The sequence below is a fragment of the Sphingomonas sp. CFBP9019 genome, assembly GCF_034045155.1.
GTDB classification, from domain to species: domain Bacteria; phylum Pseudomonadota; class Alphaproteobacteria; order Sphingomonadales; family Sphingomonadaceae; genus Sphingomonas; species Sphingomonas aerolata.
Genome location: NZ_JAXCWK010000001.1, coordinates 497,287 through 512,868 on the forward strand (window position 1 = coordinate 497,287; position 15,582 = coordinate 512,868).

A 15,582-nucleotide genomic window follows, 5' to 3' on the forward strand; every position below is an offset into this window, starting at 1 on the left:
GTACGGAAAACGTTTGACATAGTTATACGGTAACCGTACATGTCGACTATCAGGCCAGCCCGGCCCGGTAGGAGACCAACGTGGCCGAGCAGGCTTCTACAGATTGGATCGAGTGCGATGGGACAGGGTGCCCTGTCTTGGATCTTGCACGTGTTCAGGTGCAGTTCCGGTTCGATCGTGACCGCCGCACCGCGGAGCGCGCGAACCCCGCCGACGGCCATCCTGCTTACATTTACCGCGACTGCTGGACGCATCAGGGCGCCCTGTCCGACATCGTTGCGTGCCGGGTCGTCGCGTGATGCGCGTCGACATCCGCCCGCGCCATCGCAACAGCGGCAAGGCTGACGCCGAGCGTCGCTTCCCGACGCATGTTCAGTGGCTCCGCGGCCGCCCGTGCCTGATCGCAGGCACCGATTGCGACGGCCGCATGGAGGCCGCGCATGTCGATCATGCAGGAGGGAAGGGCACCAGCCTGAAGGTCGCCGATTATAAGGCGGTCCCGCTGTGCCAGCATCACCACGCCGAGTTGCACCGCGGCGCAAAGACGTTCGAGGCCGCCCACAAGATCGACCTCGTCGCCGCTGCCCGCGCCTATGCCGCCAAGTCGCCACATCGCGGTCGCTGGGCTGATATCGAAGGCGCGCCGCGATGACCGGCCGCACGATCGCTTCGCACGATCCGGATCTCGCCCAGACGATCACGGACATGGCTGCGGCCTGCCATCGGCTTGCCCTGGCCGAGGAGCGGATCCATCTCGCGCATCGCGCCGATAACGCCCCGCAGTTGGTACCCCACGCGGTCGCGCACGCCGGGGCCATCCGCGACACGATCGCCACGCGCGCGTCGCGTCTGAACGTCAACCCGTTCGGTCTGCGCCTCATCATCGAGGAGCACGAGCGGCTGCGGATCAAGCAGGGCAGGCGTCCGACCATGGAGCAGCTCGAGCGCGCAGTCGAAGCCGCGGCCGATCAGCTCGCCCGGCGCGCGCAGGCTGACGAAGCCCACCAATATGAAGCCGAGCTCCATGCCCGGCGATCGCGCCAAATGGCTGACGCCAGCGTCAACGCCGTCGAATATCTCAGAGCCAGCGCATGACCTATGCCCCACGCCCCCGCCCGATGGGCGAGATCCTCGGCCGCCAGCCTGCGCGGATCCTCGTCACTCCGTCGAAGACGCCGAGCGCGTGGTATGGCGCGATCCGCGGCGCGGTGAAGACCGGGTTCGGCGATCACAGCATCACCGGGGGCGCGCGGTTCACCGAGCAGCAGAACGAGGCGCTGATCAGCCGCGGCATGGATATCCTGACCGCGGAAGCTATGACGGTGCAGCGCAACGCGGGCGACCATGAGATCTGCAACGGCACCGGGCTCCCCGGGGTCTACAAGTTCGAGTGCCCGGTGCTGTCGCGCCGCGCCGATGGCCGGGTCCGCGTTATCGCCCCCAGCGGTGTCGAGAAGCTCGTCGAGGCAGACGGCTGGACCAGCCCGCGCCGCTCGCGCCGCAGGTTCGCGGCGTGAGCTATCTCGACCCCGCTGGCGCCGTAGCGCGCGCGCCGCTGCCCCCAATTCCCGATCTGATAGGCGTCGTCTCCGCGGAGATCCTGATCGACCTGATGATCGCCATCCTCACCCTCGGAGATCGCCCGTGAACTGGACCAACATCATGCACGGTGCCGGCTGGATGAGCCTCTTGGCCATCGCGATCATCGCGGCCGTCATCCTTTTCGAAGACCTGTACTGCCGCTGGCCCCAGATCATGACCGCTCTGCGCGGCAACGATCGGCCCGGGTTCGTGCCCCTCTCCCCGACTGCCTCGGTCCGCCCCCTCCGGACGTCCGTTCCTTCGTTGCGCGCTGTCGAGGCTGGCGCGCAGCCAACCAATCTGGCGGCCCACCGTGGCTGATGTAGCCGACATGGCGAACGACGTGGCCCAGGCCGCGTTCGACTGCAGCATCCGCGCCCGCGCCCCGATCCCGATCCGCGTCGCCGGTGAAAGCCAAGAATGTGGCGAGCGGGCAGCACACACGGGCAGCGGGGGCCGGAATCACGACGAACGTACCGCGAAGTCTGTTGCAGGCCGCCGTACCGTCACGCCGTTTCGACAAAATCGCGGCATGATACTGCCGCGGAGATACTCAGCCGGGAATGCCCCAGTTGGCATCCTCGTTAGCGGCCTTAGCTGTTCGAACCAGATGCTCGACGTAGTTTTGGAAAACTGGAACTGTAAACGTGACGAGCGTCGGTTCGCCCTGCGGCTCCTTGAACGTCAGGACGACAAACCGGCTGCCTTCCTCGTCAAGTACGAGTCCGGCCTCCATCGCACCAGTGCCGCTGGGAGTGATGATCGTCGATGCCATGGTAGTGCCTCTCTGGTCGTCCAAGGAGCGGCTCTAGCGCAGCGGAACCGCCGCGTCAGCGTACGTCGAGCGTTACGCTGCGTCCGCGGCCGTTCGCGACGCACCTCGGTCATTGGCAGCAATAGCTGTTTTAGTCACGGATACGACACGAGCTGCAACGCCTCGCGCCTTCGTCCTGCGATATTCCAGATACAGTGCAATCAAAGAAAACATGGCGACCTCGAGACGGGTCTTGCTGGATGGCAGGACAGGCTCGGCACATGTGACGGCTCGCTAGGCACTTCAAATGCGTTTAATCAAATCGCCGTTGCGCCAATCGAAAACGCACATTGTCACCCCACCACGGGAATGTCGTCAATCAGGGCGGCGAGCGAACCGTCTTTAAAGGTGTGCGGTCGCACAATTCTATCAGGAAGGGAGATTTTTAGATGGCGCCGGTCAATCGGCTTCATAGCCCGAACCTTTTGGGCCATTAATAGCAACGACCCCTCGAACAAAAGCTCGTTTCCTTCGTCGTCTTTTTGCGCTGCTGGCATCCGCACCAATGTTGCGGCCTCGGTCCACGGGAAGTCCATCTATTGTATTCCTAAAAACGTCCCGCGCCCGGTCATCATACCACTCCGGCGCCACTATGCCATTGATCTTGTGAAGGATCGAAGACGGCATATTGCGCCGATAAACCCTCAGCACCGTAGCACCCTGCGCCTCGGCGCGTGCAGTTGACATGGTGCACTTATCGCCCCGGAGGGCGGGCCTCGTTCATCCCTCCCAACAACCCTCGCCGCTGGGTCCCGCAACCGCTGGTCTCGCCGTGAAAGCTCACTTCACAGATCAGGAAGGACAGAACCGATGAGCGCAGCTCCGTATTGGCCGCGCATGCTCAAGCGGGCGAACGCTGCGAAATACTGCGAGCTCACGCCGCAGCAGTTCGACGCGGAGGTGTTCGCCGGCCGGCTGCCGGGGTCGGTCGCGATGTCCGGCGGGCCGCGTTGGGATCGCGCCGCACTCGACGCGAGCCTCGACGACATCTCGGGTGGGGTCAACGACTGGCGGAAGGATCAGCCGGGCCTTGCCGCATGACTTGCCCAAATATGTAAAGCGGGTGCGGTCGAAGGGCCGGGAGTACCTGTATTTCGACACCGGCAAGGTGGTCGACGGCAAGCGGCTGATGACGCGCCTGCCGCCGCTCCGGTCAATGGAGTTCGGAGGAAGCTATGCGGCGCTGATGGGCCACCGCAATCGGAAGACGAAGTCGACCCTCGTAACGGTCCCGGTTCTCGTCGACATGTACCAGCGCGGGGCCGCCTACGGCGCCTTGGCGCCGTCGTCGCGCAAGCTGTACGACATCTATCTTCGCCGCCTGGAGCGGGCGCTGCCGACCGCCCCGGTCAACGCGATCACCCGCGGCGACATGCGGACGGTGCTGGACAAGATGGCCGCAACGCCGGGCGCGGCAAACGCATTCCTCAGGACGAGCGGCGCGCTGTTCGCCTGGGCCGTCGATCGCGAGCACATCGCGAAGAACCCGTGCGACGGAATTACGATGATGGATGGCGGGGAACACGAGCCTTGGCCGCAGCATGTGCTGCGCGCGGTTCTCGCCGCTGAAGACCCCACGGTGCGCCTGCTCGCGCATCTGCTCTACTACACCGCGCAGCGCCTCGGCGACGTGCTTAGAATGACCTGGTCGGATGTTGCTACCGATCGCGTCGAGGTCCGCCAAGACAAGACGAAGAAGCGGCTAAGCATCCCGGTCCATAGCGCGCTGAGCGCGGAGCTTGCGAAGCACGAGCGGGTGGAGGGCGCGATATGCCGGACGCCGCGCGGCGCGCCGCTGCGGGACGACAACGCCCGCAAGATGCTTAAGGCTTTCTCGGCCGCTGCCGGCGCTCCCAGCGTACCGCACGGCCTGCGCAAAAACGCCGTGATCGCGCTGCTCGAGGCCGGGTGCTCAACCGCCGAGACCGCATCGGTCAGCGGCCAATCGCTGAAGATGGTCGAGCATTACGCCCGGCAGCGCAACCAATCGACGCTCGCCGATGCCGCCCTTGCGCGGTGGGAGAGCAAACCGTGAACGTACAAACAGTGGAAAACTCTGCTCGCGACTCGCGCAATTCCGCCAACTCGGGTTATTTGTCAATTAACCCGACAAGATCGAGGGCCTCGAGCAAGGCACGATGCGCGGCCTCGATCCGAGCGACGAGCGCCGCGTCGCCGATCGCATTCGCGTCGATCGTCTCGGGCCAATGCTCGGTGATGAGGCCGGCGATACGGTCGAGGCTGGCGTGATCGACGAGGAAGCGGGGATCAACCGTCCGGGGGTCGGCGACGACGCGCAGGCGCAGGCAGGCGGGGCCGCCGCCATTGGCCATCGATTCGCGGACGTCGACGATTTCGAGCGCGCGGATCGATCCGTTGCCCGCGACATGCTCGCCCAGCCAGCGCCAGACCGGTGCGTTGCTCCGCGCTTCCTCGGGCAGGATCAGCGTCATGCCCGCGGCGCGCGAGACGAGCTGCGCGTTGAACAGATAGGAGCTGACTGCATCTTCGAGGCTGACGCGGGCGCTGGGCACCTCGACGATCTCGACCGAGGGCATCAGCCGTCGCAAATCCTCATAGAAGCGGTCAGCGTCGGCAAAGGCCTGCTCATGCGTGAACAGCACGGTTTCGTTGGCGACGGCGACCACGTCGTTGTGGAACGCGCCTGCCGCGATCGCCGCATCCGACTGGCGCACGAAAAGGGTCCGCGCGGGGTCGAGCCCGTGCCGGCGCGCGATCGCCTCGCTGGCCTCGCGGTGCTGGCGCGCGGGAAATGGGCCGCCGGCTTCGCCATAGACGAAGATCTCGACGCCCGGTGCGCCGTGGGCTTCGCACAGTCGCATGTGGTTGGCCGCGCCCTCGTCGCCGAACGGTAGCGGGACGGGCGGGTGTACCGCGAAGGCCGGGTTGGCGAAGGCGATACGCAGCTGTGCGAGCGTCGCGGGCCATTCGTGGCTGCGGTGCGGCATCGTGCCGAGGTTCGCGACGCTCAGGTGGCAGCGCCCGTCCGCGGTATCAGGGGCGGGCGATACGGTCGCGGCATTGGCCGCCCACATCGCCGAGGCCGACATCGCCTGCGCCTGCAGATGCATGGGTGCGTCCGCATACCGGGTCGCGAGCGCATCGAGCCAGCGATGATCGGGGCGGGGGTGGGGGAGGAGGATCCCCTGCACCAGCCCGAGGTCGAGGTTCGCGCGCATCTTCGCGATCCCCTGCAGCGCGGCGGCGCGGGGCCGTGCGACAGCACCCGCATTACGGGTCGCGGCCAGGTTGCCTGGGCTGAGCCCTGCGTAATTGTGACTGGGACCGATCAGGCCGTCGAAGTTGATCTCGACCAGGTTGGCGCCGCGCATCAGAGGCGCGCCACGTGGAGGACGGATGCGCCTTCGCTGACGTCCAGCGCCGCTGCGCAGCCTCGCGAGAGGGCGATGCCATCGGCCACCGGGCGGATATCGCCGAACGCACACCGGAAATCCGCCAGCGTACCCGTCGCGACCAGCGCTTCGGTCGTGACGTCGCTGGCGGGCAGGGTGTCCGCGATCGTCACGACCTGGGCCGTGCGCGCATCCGCGATCGACCGGACCTTGTCGGTGCGCGCGGTCATCGTCGGCCCGCCGTCGAAGATGTCGACATAGTTTTCAAACGCGAACCCCTCATTCTCGAGCATCCGCATCGCCGCCCGGCCGGAGGGGTGCGGCAGGCCGATCGCGGCACGCGCGGTCTCGGACAGCATCGCGGTGTAGATCGGATGCTTCGGCATCAGATCGGCGATGAACTGATGCCCATTGATCGCATTGAACTGATCGGCGTCCTGGAAATTCATCCCGAAGAACCGCCCCGCCAGACCGTCCCAGAACGGCGAACCACCCGCCTCGTCGATGATCCCGCGAAGCTCGGCCAGGATCCGGTCGGCGAATCGGGCGCGATGCGCCTTGATGAAGAGATAGCGGCTGCGCGCGAGCAGCAGGCCCAGCCCGCCGGCCCGCTCGCCCGGATGCAGAAACAGCCCGCCGACCTCGCTCGACCCCTCGAGATCGGTGGCGAGGCTCAGCATGTCGGCGCGGAAGGTTCGCGAGAGCTCGCGGCTGTGCTGCGTCAGCGTGCCGATCCGGTAGCTGTAGAAGGGCCAGCTCTGACCGACATGCGTGAACAGCTGACACGTGCCGCGGACTTCCCCCGTCTCGCAATTCTCGAGGACAAGGACGAACAGTTCGTCGCTGACCACGCCGTCTTCGGCGGGCGCGGTCCGGGCGAAAGCGGCGTGGCTGCGTTCGAGCTTGGCGCGCAGCGCGCGGCGATCGGGGGGCAGGTTGGTAAAGCCCCCACCGGTCAGCTTGGCCATCTCGTACAAGGGCTGGAGGTCGCTATCGACCGCCGCGCGGATCCGGAAACTCACAGATGCGTCCTCAAAAGCCGTTCTCGCAGATTCGCAGGATGGTGACCGCGGACAGCGCCGCCCGCTCGGTCAGACTCTCGGGGATCATGAATTCGTCCGGCGAATGGATCGCGCCGCCGCGGACCCCCATGGTGTCGACGACCGGCACGCCCGCGGCCGCGATGTTGTTGCCGTCGCACACGCCCCCGGTCGCTTTCCAGGCGATGTCCAGGCCCAGGTCCGCGCCGCTCGCCTTGACCAGCGCGAACAAGTGCGCGGCCCCCGTATCGATCGGCTTGGGCGGACGATTGAAGCCGCCATGGACCGCAATCTGGACGTCATGCTCGGCCGCCACCGTCGCGACGACGGCGTCGATATGCGCGCGGGCCTGGGTGATGTCCTCGCGCGTCGCCGGGCGGAAGTTGATGCGAAGAACGGCGACGTCGGGAACGACGTTGTTGGGTCCGCCGCCATCGATCCTTGCGGGATTGACGGACAGCCCGGGCCTGCGGACCTTTGACAGCTGGACCGCGATATCGGCGGCCGCGACCAGCGCGTTGCGGCCCTCTTCAGGATTGCGGCCGGCGTGCGCGCTCCGGCCGCGGACGGTGATCGAGAAATTACCCGTGCCACCGCGTGCGCCGGCCAGCGTGCCGTCAGCAAGCGCCGGCTCGTAGGTCAGCGCTGCAATCTTCCCTTGCGCCGCGCGAGCGAGCAGGGCCGCAGACGAGAAGGAGCCGGTCTCCTCGTCCGAGTTGATCACCACGTCATACCCGATCCGCCGACCCAGCGGGCTGGCCTCGATCGTCTTGAGCGCGGCCAGCATCACGGCCAGCCCGCCCTTCATGTCGGCGACGCCGGGTCCGTTGATCGTGCCATCCGGCAGATTCCGCAATGTCTGGAACATGTGGTCGTGCGGATAGACCGTGTCCATGTGACCGGTGAACAGCATCCGCATCGCGGCATCCGGGCGAACGCGAAGATGGAGATGCCGACCGTGGTCCAGCGGGTTTACGGTGCCATCGGTCGCGACGCTATCGGCCGGTTCGGGCTCGACAAGTGTGATATCGCCGGGAAGACACGAAAACGCGTCGGCGAGCAGCCCCGCCATCGTCGCCAGCCCCTCCAGGTTGCGCGTGCCGCTGTTGACCGCGGCCCAGCTTTCCACCTGCTGCAGCATCGCGGCCGCATCAAGCCTGGCGACCGCGCCTGTTTCGTCGTGCGAAAGTCCTCTCATCCCCCGACCCTAGCCTCGCGCGGCGCGGGGGGGAACCGTCAGAAGCTGTAAACCAGCGCGGCGCGGCTGGTCGTGTCGGTCGTCATCGATCCCGCCGGCGGTTCGCTTTCATATTGAACGGCATAGGACAGCGAAGCCGATAGCGGACCGATCAGTTTCGCGGTCAGCGAAGTGGTTCCACCAAGCGTGCTGTTGAACCGCTGGACATAGGCGGATGCGACTTGGGTGACCGACAGGCCGTTGGTGATCCGCCAGCTGAAGTTCAGCGTCCCGCGTCCGGCGATCGCGCTCTGGTTCGTGTCGTCGGTGAACTCGGTGTTCCGATATGCCGGCCCCAATTCGAGATCGAGCTTGGTCCGTGCCGATTTGAGCACGCTGTACCCGCCGCCGACCGAGACCGAATAGCGGTTATTATAGCCGAGGAACCGATCCCCTTCATACTGCGCCGCGCCATAGATATAGGCGCGGTCATCGATCTTGTAGTTGGGTTCGTAGGAGGCGAGATAATGCTCTCGCACGGCGACATTCTGATTTTCCTGGTAATCCGCCTGGGCGTGGAATTTCTGCCGCCAGCGCAGGCCTTCGCGGGTCAGGTCGACAACCGCAGTACCGCCGGCCGTGTCCGAATTGCCGGTCGTGAGATAGCCGCCCACTTCGGCGCGGCCGCTCCAGAGGTCGAGGAAGCTGGCCTGACGGATGACCTGTGTGCGTTGGGCGGCGCGATCGGCCTTCCACTTTTCCGCGATTGCCAGAACCGCGTCGCCGCTGAGCGGGTCGGCCGCGCGGGCATATTTGACGATTGTCGAGACATCGCTCTCGTTACCCGCATCGAGTGCAGCATCGAGCATCGCGCGGATATTTTCCGGGATCATCACGGTCTGGGCGATGGCGGCCGCGGGGGCCAATGCCGTCACCAGGAGGCCGGCGAAAAGCGGGAGACGGAAACAGCGCATAATCGGGTCAAAATCGCGACAGGAGGAGGGGCTGGATCGGCACACAGCGTTCCGTAGCGTCACCACGCCGCGTTGGGAACGGTTCAGCGCGGTCCGCTTGCGCCGAGATGTGGCGCGAAGGCGGCCAGCACCTCCTCGTAGAGGCGTTTCTTGAACGGAACGATCACTGCGGGGAGTTCGGCGGGGTCGATCCAGCGCCAGGCATCGAATTCCGCATGTTCCGTGTCGATCGCGATATCCCCGTCATCGCCGTGGAAGCGGTAGAGGAACCAGCGCTGCCGCTGGCCGCGCCAACGGCCCTTCCAGACCTTGCCCAGAAGTTCGGGGGGAAGATCGTAGACGAACTCGCCCGGGGCCTGCGCGATCAGCGTGACCTTGTCGGGTGAAACGCCGGTTTCCTCGCCCAGTTCGCGAAGGGCCGCGGCCTCAGGGTCCTCGCCGGGGTCGATCCCGCCCTGCGGCATCTGCCACGCGTCGAGCGTCGAGTCGCTGCGGCGGCCCACGAACACCCGGCCCGCTCCGTTGATCAGCATGATGCCCGCGCAGGGACGATAGGGCAGGGTGGTCGGATCGGTCATCCCTGCCCATTCGGGTGTTTCCTGACCGTCTGCAAGCCCGAAGGCGGTCGAGCCGCGCCACGCGATCATGCATCCTCCGAAAGGACTCCGCGTTGAGCGAAGGACATGGTGGTCGCGTATGATAGGAGCAGGGGGATGAGGCGGACCTTGGTGAAGTGGCGGGGTTTGTCCGCGCCGTCGACGATCGGCGCGGATCAATCGTGCGGTCGGTCGCGATGATCCATGTTGTCCACCATCCCGATTATGTGACCCCGGCGCCCGCCCGGTCGACCTATCGCTGGAACAAGAACGGGCTCATCCGCGATCTGCTGCGCGCGCATGGCAGCGCGGTGGCCTGGCACGAGCCGCGCGCGACGCCGCGTGAATGGCTCGAGGCGGTCCATGAGCCGGACTATGTCGCCGAGGTTCTCGAAGCCCGCGTGCCGCCCTTGAAGGAACGCAGGATCGGCTTTCCGGTCAGCGCCCCCGTTGCCCGCCGCGCCGCGATCGTTCCCGACGGCACCTGGGTCGCCGCGGTGCTCGCGCTGCGCCACGGCTTTGCCGCCAATACCGCGGGCGGCAGTCATCATGCGCTCGCCGATACGGGCGCGGGCTACTGCGTGTTCAACGATCTCGCCGTCGCTGCGGTCCGGCTGGTCGAGGAGGGCAGCGTCGAGCGGGTCCTGGTGGTCGATTGCGACGTCCATCAGGGCGATGGCACCGCCGCGCTGCTCGCGGGCCGGCCGGGAATCGCCACCTATTCGATCCATGCGGACAAGAACTTTCCGGTGCGAAAAGCGCAGTCGACGCTCGACGTACCGCTGCCTGACGGCGTCGACGATGACCAGTATCTGGCGACGCTGGAAGAGACGCTGGTCCCGCTGCTCGATTCCTTTGGCGCCGACCTGATCCTGTATCAGGCGGGGGTGGATCCCTTTGCAGGAGACCGGCTCGGCCGGCTGTCGCTGACGCTCGACGGACTGGTACGACGCGAACGCCTGATCGCGCGGCTGGCGATCGCGCGTGGCATCCCGCTGGCGAGCACCGTCGGCGGCGGCTATGGCGACGATGCGCTCGCCATTGCCGAGCGCCATGTCACTGCGATCATGACACTTGGTGCGGCATTCGAGGATGCCAAGGGAACCGCAATGGCCTCCAAAGTGTAGCAGCAGGCGATGACAACACCCGTACTTCTCTGGCTTCGCCAGGACCTTCGCCTGCATGACCACCCGGCGCTCGTCGCCGCCACGCAGGAAGGGCCGGTGATCCCCGTCTATATCCTCGACGACGACGCGCCCGGCGACTGGGCAATCGGCGGTGCCCAGCGCTGGTGGCTCCATCACAGCCTCGAGGCGTTCGCCAAGTCGCTCGACAAGAAGGGCTCCCGCCTCATCCTGCGGCGGGGCGATGCGGTTGCGACGCTGCAGTCGCTGATGACGGAGACGGGCGCGGAGCGGGTGTTCGCGACACGCCAGTATGAGCCATGGTGGCGCAAGGCCGAGGATGCGCTCGGCGACGCGATCTGCCTCCATGATGGCAACCAGCTGGCTCGGGTCGAGAGCGTCACGACCGGAGCAGGCGGGCAGTTCCGTGTCTATTCGTCGTTCTGGAAAGCATTGTCGCAGATGATGCCGCCACCGGAACCGGTGGCGATGCCGCGCAAGATCGATGCGCCGGAGACGTGGCCGGAATCGGACGCGGTGGAGAGCTGGAAGCTGTTGCCGACCAAGCCCGACTGGTCGGGTGGCTTTTCCAACTGGCGCCCCGGTGAGGACGCCGCGCGGAAGGCGGTGGCGCGGTTCGCGGACGTCGCCGACGATTACGACCACGACCGCAACATACCCTCGACCGAGGGGACGTCCCGGCTGTCCCCGCATCTTCATTTCGGCGAGATCAGTCCTCGCCAGGTCTGGCATGCCGTCTCGGGACACGGCGACGGCGTCACGACGTTCCGCAAGGAAGTGGCGTGGCGTGATTTCACGCAGGGCGTGGTGCTGGCGCTCCCCGATTATGCCCGCCGCAACGGAAGGCCGGCGTTCGATGCGTTGCCATGGCGCACCGGCAAGGCGGCGGCGTCCGATCTGAAAGCGTGGCAGACCGGTCGGACAGGCTATCCGATCGTCGATGCAGGGATGCGACAGCTCTGGGCGACGGGCTGGATGCACAATCGCGTCCGGATGATCACCGCGAGCTTCCTCGTCAAACATCTGCTGCTCGACTGGCGCGAGGGCGAACGCTGGTTCTGGGATTGCCTGGTCGATGCGGACTACGGCAATAATTCAGTCAACTGGCAATGGGTCGCGGGCACGGGGGTCGATTCGAACATGTTCGGCCGGATCATGGCGCCGCTGTCGCAATCGGAAAAATTCGATGCGGGCGACTATATCCGACAATGGGTGCCGGAACTCGCCAAGGTTACGGGCGACGCGATCCACGACCCGGACGAGTCCGGGTGTCGGCCGCGCGACTATCCGGCCAAGATCATCGGTCACCGCGAGGCACGCGAGCGCGCGCTCGAGGCGGGGCGGCACGCGCGCTGACGCCTTTTGGCACGCGCCTCTTTCCTAGGTCGCGACGCTGTTGCATGGAGCGCCGCGATGACCGCCGCCCACGCCTTTGACGATGCCGCTACAGGGCGCGCAACCAGTGCAGCACGCCTGACCGCGCCGATATTCCACCGCCTGCTCGACCGGATCGATGCAGGACTCGAGAGCGGCGGTATTGAGGCAAGCTTGCCCGACGGCACCCGCCGTTTGCTGGGAGGGCGTGCACCCGGGCCGATGCCGATCGTCACCGTCCATCGCTGGCGGGCATTGGTAAGGCTGGCAACGGCCGGATCGGTCGGCTGGTATGAAGGCTGGACCGCGGGCGACTGGTCCAGTCCCGATCCGGTCCCGCTGTTCGACCTGTTCATGCGCAACCGGATATCGCTCGGCAGGACGGCGCGATCGGGCGGGGTTGCGCGACTCTCGGCCCGCGCTTGGCACTGGATGCGACGCAACCACCGCACGGGATCACGGCGCAACATCGCCGCGCACTATGATCTCGGCAACGACTTCTACGAGACGTGGCTCGATCCCAGCCTGACCTATTCGAGCGCGCTGTTCGCGGAGCCGATTAGCGAGGCCGAACCGCTCGAGCATGCCCAGACGACGAAGCTCCAGGCGATTCTGGACAGGACGGGTACGCAGCCCGGCGATCGCATCCTCGAGATCGGCTGCGGCTGGGGGTCCTTCGCAGCCCTCGCCGCGCAGTCCGGTGTCGACGTGCATGGCCTCACCCTGTCGACCGAGCAGAAGCGACAGGTCGACGCGCGGATGGCCGAGGCAGGGCTGACGGGGGTGACCGTCTCGCTGACCGATTACCGCGACGTCGTCGGAACCTATGACGCGGTGGCCAGTATCGAAATGGTCGAGGCGGTGGGTGAGGCCTATTGGCCGGCCTATCTCGACGCGGTCGCACGGGCGCTGAAACCCGGCGGCCGTGCCGCGCTTCAATATATCACGATCGACGATGCGATCTTCGACGCCTATTCGACAAGCGTCGACTTCATCCAGCGCTACGTGTTTCCCGGCGGCATGCTGCTGTCCGAGCCGCGGTTCCGCGCTCTGGCGGAGGCGCGCGGGTTGACGTGGGAGGATCAACGAAGCTTCGGGCTGCACTATGCCGAGACATGCCGGCGTTGGCGGATCGCGTTCGACGCCGCTGTTGCGCAGGGGCGCCTGCCGGCACGGCACGACGCGAAGTTCATTGCGCTGTGGCGCTATTACCTGATGTATTGCGAGGGCGGGTTTCGCGGTGGCGGGATCGACGTCGCGCAGGTAACGCTGGTGAAGCGACGCTGATCGTCCGCCCCGCAAGGGGAAGGATTTAGGCGACGCGCTCGAAATGGCCGGGTTCAAACCCTTCGACAGCCAGCGCGACGATGCGGTCCGCAACGACCTGCGGATCCTTGACCGAATTCGGATCCTCGCCCGGATAGGCGCGCGCGCGCATCTTGGTGCGGGTAGCGCCGGGATCGACGATCGCGGTGCGTATGCCGCTGATCTCGGCCATCTCGTCCCCATAAGCGCCGAGCAGCGTCTCGAACGCCGCCTTCGAGGCACCGTAGAGCCCCCAATAAGCGCGCGGCTTGCGACCGACGCTCGACGTGACGCCGATCACGCGCGCCGACTTCGCCCTCTTCAGCATCGGATCGAACGCGGCGATCATCGCCGCCTGCGCGCTGACGTTGAGCGTGAGGACCTGCGCCATTTCCTTCGGATCGATCGCCGGGACCGACGACAGCGATCCCAGCATGCCCGCATTCAACACGAGGATGTCGAGCGCATCCCAGCGATCACCGACCGCACTCGCGAGCCGGCCGATCGCCTCGCTCTCGGCGAGGTCGAGCGGCGCGATCGTCGCGGAGCCGCCGGCGTCATGGATCGCTGTCTCGACCTCTTCGAGGCCGCCCGGCGTGCGCGCGGTCAAAACCACGTGCGCGCCCTTTGCAGCGAGCGCGATCGCGGTGGCGGCGCCGATGCCGCGGCTTGCGCCGGTGACCAGCGCAAGCCGGCCTTCGAGAGGCTTGTCGGTCATTCTAGCTCCAAGACTCTCAGATGACGCGTTCGGCGAGCATCGCGAACTGATCGACCTCGGCGCCCTCGTCATGATCGGTCAGCGTGGTCGGGTAATCGCCGGTGAAGCAGGCATCGCAATATTTCGGTCGGATATCCGCGCGCTTGGCCTCACCGAGCGCCTTGTACAGCCCGTCGATCGAGATGAAGTTGAGGCTGTCGGCGTGGATGAAGCCGGTCATGCCGCCCAGATCGAGCTTGGCCGCGAGCAGTTTGGCGCGCTCCGGCGTGTCGACGCCGTAGAAGCAGGAGTGGCGGGTCGGCGGGCTGGCGATGCGCATATGGACTTCGGCCGCGCCCGCCTCGCGCATCATCTGCACGATCTTGAGCGAGGTCGTGCCGCGGACGATCGAATCGTCGACGAGGATGACGCGCTTGCCCTTGATCAGCGCACGGTTGGCGTTGTGCTTCAGCTTCACGCCGAGATGGCGGACCTTGTCGCCCGGCGAGATGAAGGTGCGACCGACATAATGCGAGCGAATGATTCCGAGCTCGAACGGAATCCCCGATTGCTGCGCATAGCCGATCGCCGCGGGGGTGCCCGAATCTGGGACCGGGATGACGAGATCGGCATCGACCGGCGATTCGATCGCGAGCTGCGCCCCGATCGCTTTCCGCACCGAATAGACCGAATGGTCGTCGACGATCGAGTCGGGGCGCGAGAAATAGACCCATTCGAAGATGCACGGCCGCGCCGCCATCGGCGCGAACGGGCGGATCGAGCGGATCTCGGACCCCTGGACGATCACGAGTTCGCCCGGCTCGACCGCGCGGACGAAGGTCGCGCCAACGACGTCGAGCGCGACGGTTTCGGACGCAAAGATCACTGCGTCGCCAAGCTTGCCCATGACCAGCGGCCGGATGCCCAGCGGATCGCGGCAGGCGATCATGCCCTCGGGCGTCATTACGATGAGCGAATAGGCACCCTCGACCTGCTTTAGCGCATCGATGAAGCGATCGAGCAGCGTGCGATAGTTCGACGTCGCGACGAGATGGATGATCGTCTCGGTATCGCTGGTCGACTGGAAGATCGAGCCACGACGCACGAGCTCGCGACGCAGCCGCATTGCGTTAGAGATATTGCCGTTATGCGCGATCGCGAAACCGCCCGTCGACAGCTCGGCGTACAGCGGCTGCACGTTGCGGAGCGCGGTCTCGCCGGTCGTCGAGTAGCGGACGTGCCCGCAGGCCACCGTGCCCGGCAGCGCGCGAATCACGTCGTCGCGATCGAAGTTCCCGGCGACATGCCCCATCGCGCGGTGCGTATGGAAATGGGCGCCGTCGAACGTCGTTATGCCGGCGGCTTCCTGGCCGCGATGCTGCAGCGCATGGAGGCCCAGGGCGACAAGCGCCGCCGCGCCGTCGGTGGCCGAGACGCCAAACACCCCGCATTCTTCACGGAGTTTGTCGTCATCATAAGGGTTTGTGGTCAGCATGCCGGGTCTC

General features: G+C 66.1%; 20 protein-coding genes. 11 read left to right on the forward strand and 9 right to left on the reverse strand.

Features of this window, described 5'->3' with window-relative positions; all coding sequences use genetic code 11:
* Window positions 1-80: 80 nt before the first annotated feature.
* From SOM18_RS02120 to SOM18_RS02145, 6 genes are read left to right on the forward strand one after another with little or no spacing between them, the layout of a single operon-like run.
* Entirely contained in the window at window positions 81-299 is a 219-nt protein-coding gene (locus tag SOM18_RS02120) for a hypothetical protein (RefSeq protein WP_320481225.1), read from the forward strand.
* Window positions 296-652 carry a hypothetical protein gene (locus SOM18_RS02125; RefSeq protein ID WP_320481226.1) on the forward strand — a complete coding sequence of 119 codons (357 nt, stop codon included), beginning with the start codon at window positions 296-298 and terminating at the stop codon, window positions 650-652. Before SOM18_RS02120 ends, SOM18_RS02125 begins: the two co-directional genes overlap by 4 nt.
* Window positions 649-1,095 (forward strand): hypothetical protein, encoded by a 447-nt coding sequence (locus SOM18_RS02130; RefSeq protein WP_320481227.1) that lies wholly within the window; start codon window positions 649-651, stop codon window positions 1,093-1,095. The genes SOM18_RS02125 and SOM18_RS02130 overlap by 4 nt, the downstream gene beginning before the upstream one ends.
* Window positions 1,092-1,517 carry a hypothetical protein gene (locus SOM18_RS02135; RefSeq protein WP_320481228.1) on the forward strand — a complete coding sequence of 142 codons (426 nt, stop codon included), beginning with the start codon at window positions 1,092-1,094 and terminating at the stop codon, window positions 1,515-1,517. The genes SOM18_RS02130 and SOM18_RS02135 overlap by 4 nt, the downstream gene beginning before the upstream one ends.
* Window positions 1,514-1,648 (forward strand): hypothetical protein, encoded by a 135-nt coding sequence (locus SOM18_RS02140; RefSeq protein WP_320481229.1) that lies wholly within the window; start codon window positions 1,514-1,516, stop codon window positions 1,646-1,648. The genes SOM18_RS02135 and SOM18_RS02140 overlap by 4 nt, the downstream gene beginning before the upstream one ends.
* Complete coding sequence (locus SOM18_RS02145; RefSeq protein ID WP_320481231.1) at window positions 1,645-1,902, forward strand: hypothetical protein; 258 nt, start codon at window positions 1,645-1,647, stop codon at window positions 1,900-1,902. The genes SOM18_RS02140 and SOM18_RS02145 overlap by 4 nt, the downstream gene beginning before the upstream one ends.
* Window positions 1,903-2,134: 232 nt before the next feature.
* Here SOM18_RS02145 and SOM18_RS02150 read toward each other — a convergent pair whose 3' ends face one another.
* A complete protein-coding gene (locus SOM18_RS02150; RefSeq protein WP_320481232.1) occupies window positions 2,135-2,356 on the reverse strand; it encodes a hypothetical protein in 222 nt (73 codons plus the stop codon).
* Window positions 2,357-2,688: 332 nt separating this feature from the next.
* The gene (locus SOM18_RS02155) at window positions 2,689-2,931 is read right to left on the reverse strand and encodes a hypothetical protein (protein ID WP_107933619.1); all 243 of its coding nucleotides are present in this window, start codon (window positions 2,929-2,931) and stop codon (window positions 2,689-2,691) included.
* A 274-nt stretch (window positions 2,932-3,205) separates the two neighbouring features.
* On the opposite strand from SOM18_RS02155, the gene SOM18_RS02160 reads away from it, so the two are divergent.
* Window positions 3,206-3,436 (forward strand): hypothetical protein, encoded by a 231-nt coding sequence (locus SOM18_RS02160; protein WP_320481233.1) that lies wholly within the window; start codon window positions 3,206-3,208, stop codon window positions 3,434-3,436.
* Window positions 3,426-4,430, forward strand: coding sequence for a site-specific integrase (locus SOM18_RS02165; RefSeq protein WP_320481234.1), 1,005 nt, complete (start codon window positions 3,426-3,428; stop codon window positions 4,428-4,430). Before SOM18_RS02160 ends, SOM18_RS02165 begins: the two co-directional genes overlap by 11 nt.
* A gap of 55 nt (window positions 4,431-4,485) precedes the next feature.
* Here SOM18_RS02165 and SOM18_RS02170 read toward each other — a convergent pair whose 3' ends face one another.
* The 5 genes from SOM18_RS02170 to SOM18_RS02190 all read right to left on the reverse strand — a co-directional run bounded on the left by SOM18_RS02170 (window position 4,486) and on the right by SOM18_RS02190 (window position 9,538).
* Entirely contained in the window at window positions 4,486-5,748 is a 1,263-nt protein-coding gene (locus SOM18_RS02170) for an N-succinylarginine dihydrolase (protein WP_192008908.1), read from the reverse strand.
* On the reverse strand, window positions 5,748-6,791 hold the full coding sequence (locus tag SOM18_RS02175; protein WP_031441203.1) for an arginine N-succinyltransferase: 1,044 nt from the start codon (window positions 6,789-6,791) through the stop codon (window positions 5,748-5,750). The genes SOM18_RS02170 and SOM18_RS02175 overlap by 1 nt, the downstream gene beginning before the upstream one ends.
* A 10-nt stretch (window positions 6,792-6,801) precedes the next feature.
* Window positions 6,802-8,007: a hydrolase gene (locus SOM18_RS02180; protein WP_320481235.1), complete on the reverse strand. Its 1,206-nt coding sequence runs from the start codon at window positions 8,005-8,007 to the stop codon at window positions 6,802-6,804.
* A 38-nt stretch (window positions 8,008-8,045) separates the two neighbouring features.
* On the reverse strand, window positions 8,046-8,921 hold the full coding sequence (locus SOM18_RS02185) for a DUF481 domain-containing protein (RefSeq protein WP_234387715.1): 876 nt from the start codon (window positions 8,919-8,921) through the stop codon (window positions 8,046-8,048).
* Window positions 8,922-9,043: 122 nt separating this feature from the next.
* Window positions 9,044-9,538, reverse strand: coding sequence for an RNA pyrophosphohydrolase (locus SOM18_RS02190; protein WP_031441205.1), 495 nt, complete (start codon window positions 9,536-9,538; stop codon window positions 9,044-9,046).
* A gap of 215 nt (window positions 9,539-9,753) precedes the next feature.
* Here SOM18_RS02190 and SOM18_RS02195 point away from each other — a divergent pair, with 215 nt between their 5' ends.
* From SOM18_RS02195 to SOM18_RS02205, 3 genes are read left to right on the forward strand one after another with little or no spacing between them, the layout of a single operon-like run.
* Entirely contained in the window at window positions 9,754-10,683 is a 930-nt protein-coding gene (locus tag SOM18_RS02195; protein ID WP_031441206.1) for a histone deacetylase family protein, read from the forward strand.
* Between the two features lie 9 nt (window positions 10,684-10,692).
* The gene (locus SOM18_RS02200) at window positions 10,693-12,057 is read left to right on the forward strand and encodes a cryptochrome/photolyase family protein (RefSeq protein WP_192008917.1); all 1,365 of its coding nucleotides are present in this window, start codon (window positions 10,693-10,695) and stop codon (window positions 12,055-12,057) included.
* Window positions 12,058-12,114: 57 nt separating this feature from the next.
* Entirely contained in the window at window positions 12,115-13,362 is a 1,248-nt protein-coding gene (locus SOM18_RS02205) for a cyclopropane-fatty-acyl-phospholipid synthase family protein (RefSeq protein WP_320481236.1), read from the forward strand.
* A gap of 25 nt (window positions 13,363-13,387) precedes the next feature.
* Here the strand turns inward: SOM18_RS02205 and SOM18_RS02210 are convergent, their stop codons facing one another.
* Window positions 13,388-14,098, reverse strand: coding sequence for an SDR family NAD(P)-dependent oxidoreductase (locus tag SOM18_RS02210; protein WP_192008919.1), 711 nt, complete (start codon window positions 14,096-14,098; stop codon window positions 13,388-13,390).
* Between the two features lie 16 nt (window positions 14,099-14,114).
* Window positions 14,115-15,572, reverse strand: coding sequence for an amidophosphoribosyltransferase (purF, locus tag SOM18_RS02215; RefSeq protein ID WP_037527979.1), 1,458 nt, complete (start codon window positions 15,570-15,572; stop codon window positions 14,115-14,117).
* Window positions 15,573-15,582 lie beyond the last annotated feature (10 nt).

Bases quoted from the DNA above. Each gene is read 5' to 3' on its own strand.
- SOM18_RS02130 (WP_320481227.1), top strand. From the start codon at position 649: ATGACCGGCCGCACGATCGCTTCGCACGATCCGGATCTCGCCCAGACG.
- SOM18_RS02135 (WP_320481228.1), top strand. From the start codon at position 1,092: ATGACCTATGCCCCACGCCCCCGCCCGATGGGCGAGATCCTCGGCCGC.
- SOM18_RS02150 (WP_320481232.1), bottom strand. From the start codon at position 2,356: ATGGCATCGACGATCATCACTCCCAGCGGCACTGGTGCGATGGAGGCC.
- SOM18_RS02155 (WP_107933619.1), bottom strand. From the start codon at position 2,931: ATGGACTTCCCGTGGACCGAGGCCGCAACATTGGTGCGGATGCCAGCA.
- SOM18_RS02160 (WP_320481233.1), top strand. From the start codon at position 3,206: ATGAGCGCAGCTCCGTATTGGCCGCGCATGCTCAAGCGGGCGAACGCT.
- SOM18_RS02170 (WP_192008908.1), bottom strand. From the start codon at position 5,748: ATGCGCGGCGCCAACCTGGTCGAGATCAACTTCGACGGCCTGATCGGT.
- SOM18_RS02180 (WP_320481235.1), bottom strand. From the start codon at position 8,007: ATGAGAGGACTTTCGCACGACGAAACAGGCGCGGTCGCCAGGCTTGAT.
- SOM18_RS02190 (WP_031441205.1), bottom strand. From the start codon at position 9,538: ATGACCGATCCGACCACCCTGCCCTATCGTCCCTGCGCGGGCATCATG.
- SOM18_RS02195 (WP_031441206.1), top strand. From the start codon at position 9,754: ATGATCCATGTTGTCCACCATCCCGATTATGTGACCCCGGCGCCCGCC.
- SOM18_RS02200 (WP_192008917.1), top strand. From the start codon at position 10,693: ATGACAACACCCGTACTTCTCTGGCTTCGCCAGGACCTTCGCCTGCAT.
- SOM18_RS02205 (WP_320481236.1), top strand. From the start codon at position 12,115: ATGACCGCCGCCCACGCCTTTGACGATGCCGCTACAGGGCGCGCAACC.
- SOM18_RS02210 (WP_192008919.1), bottom strand. From the start codon at position 14,098: ATGACCGACAAGCCTCTCGAAGGCCGGCTTGCGCTGGTCACCGGCGCA.
- purF (WP_037527979.1), bottom strand. From the start codon at position 15,572: ATGCTGACCACAAACCCTTATGATGACGACAAACTCCGTGAAGAATGC.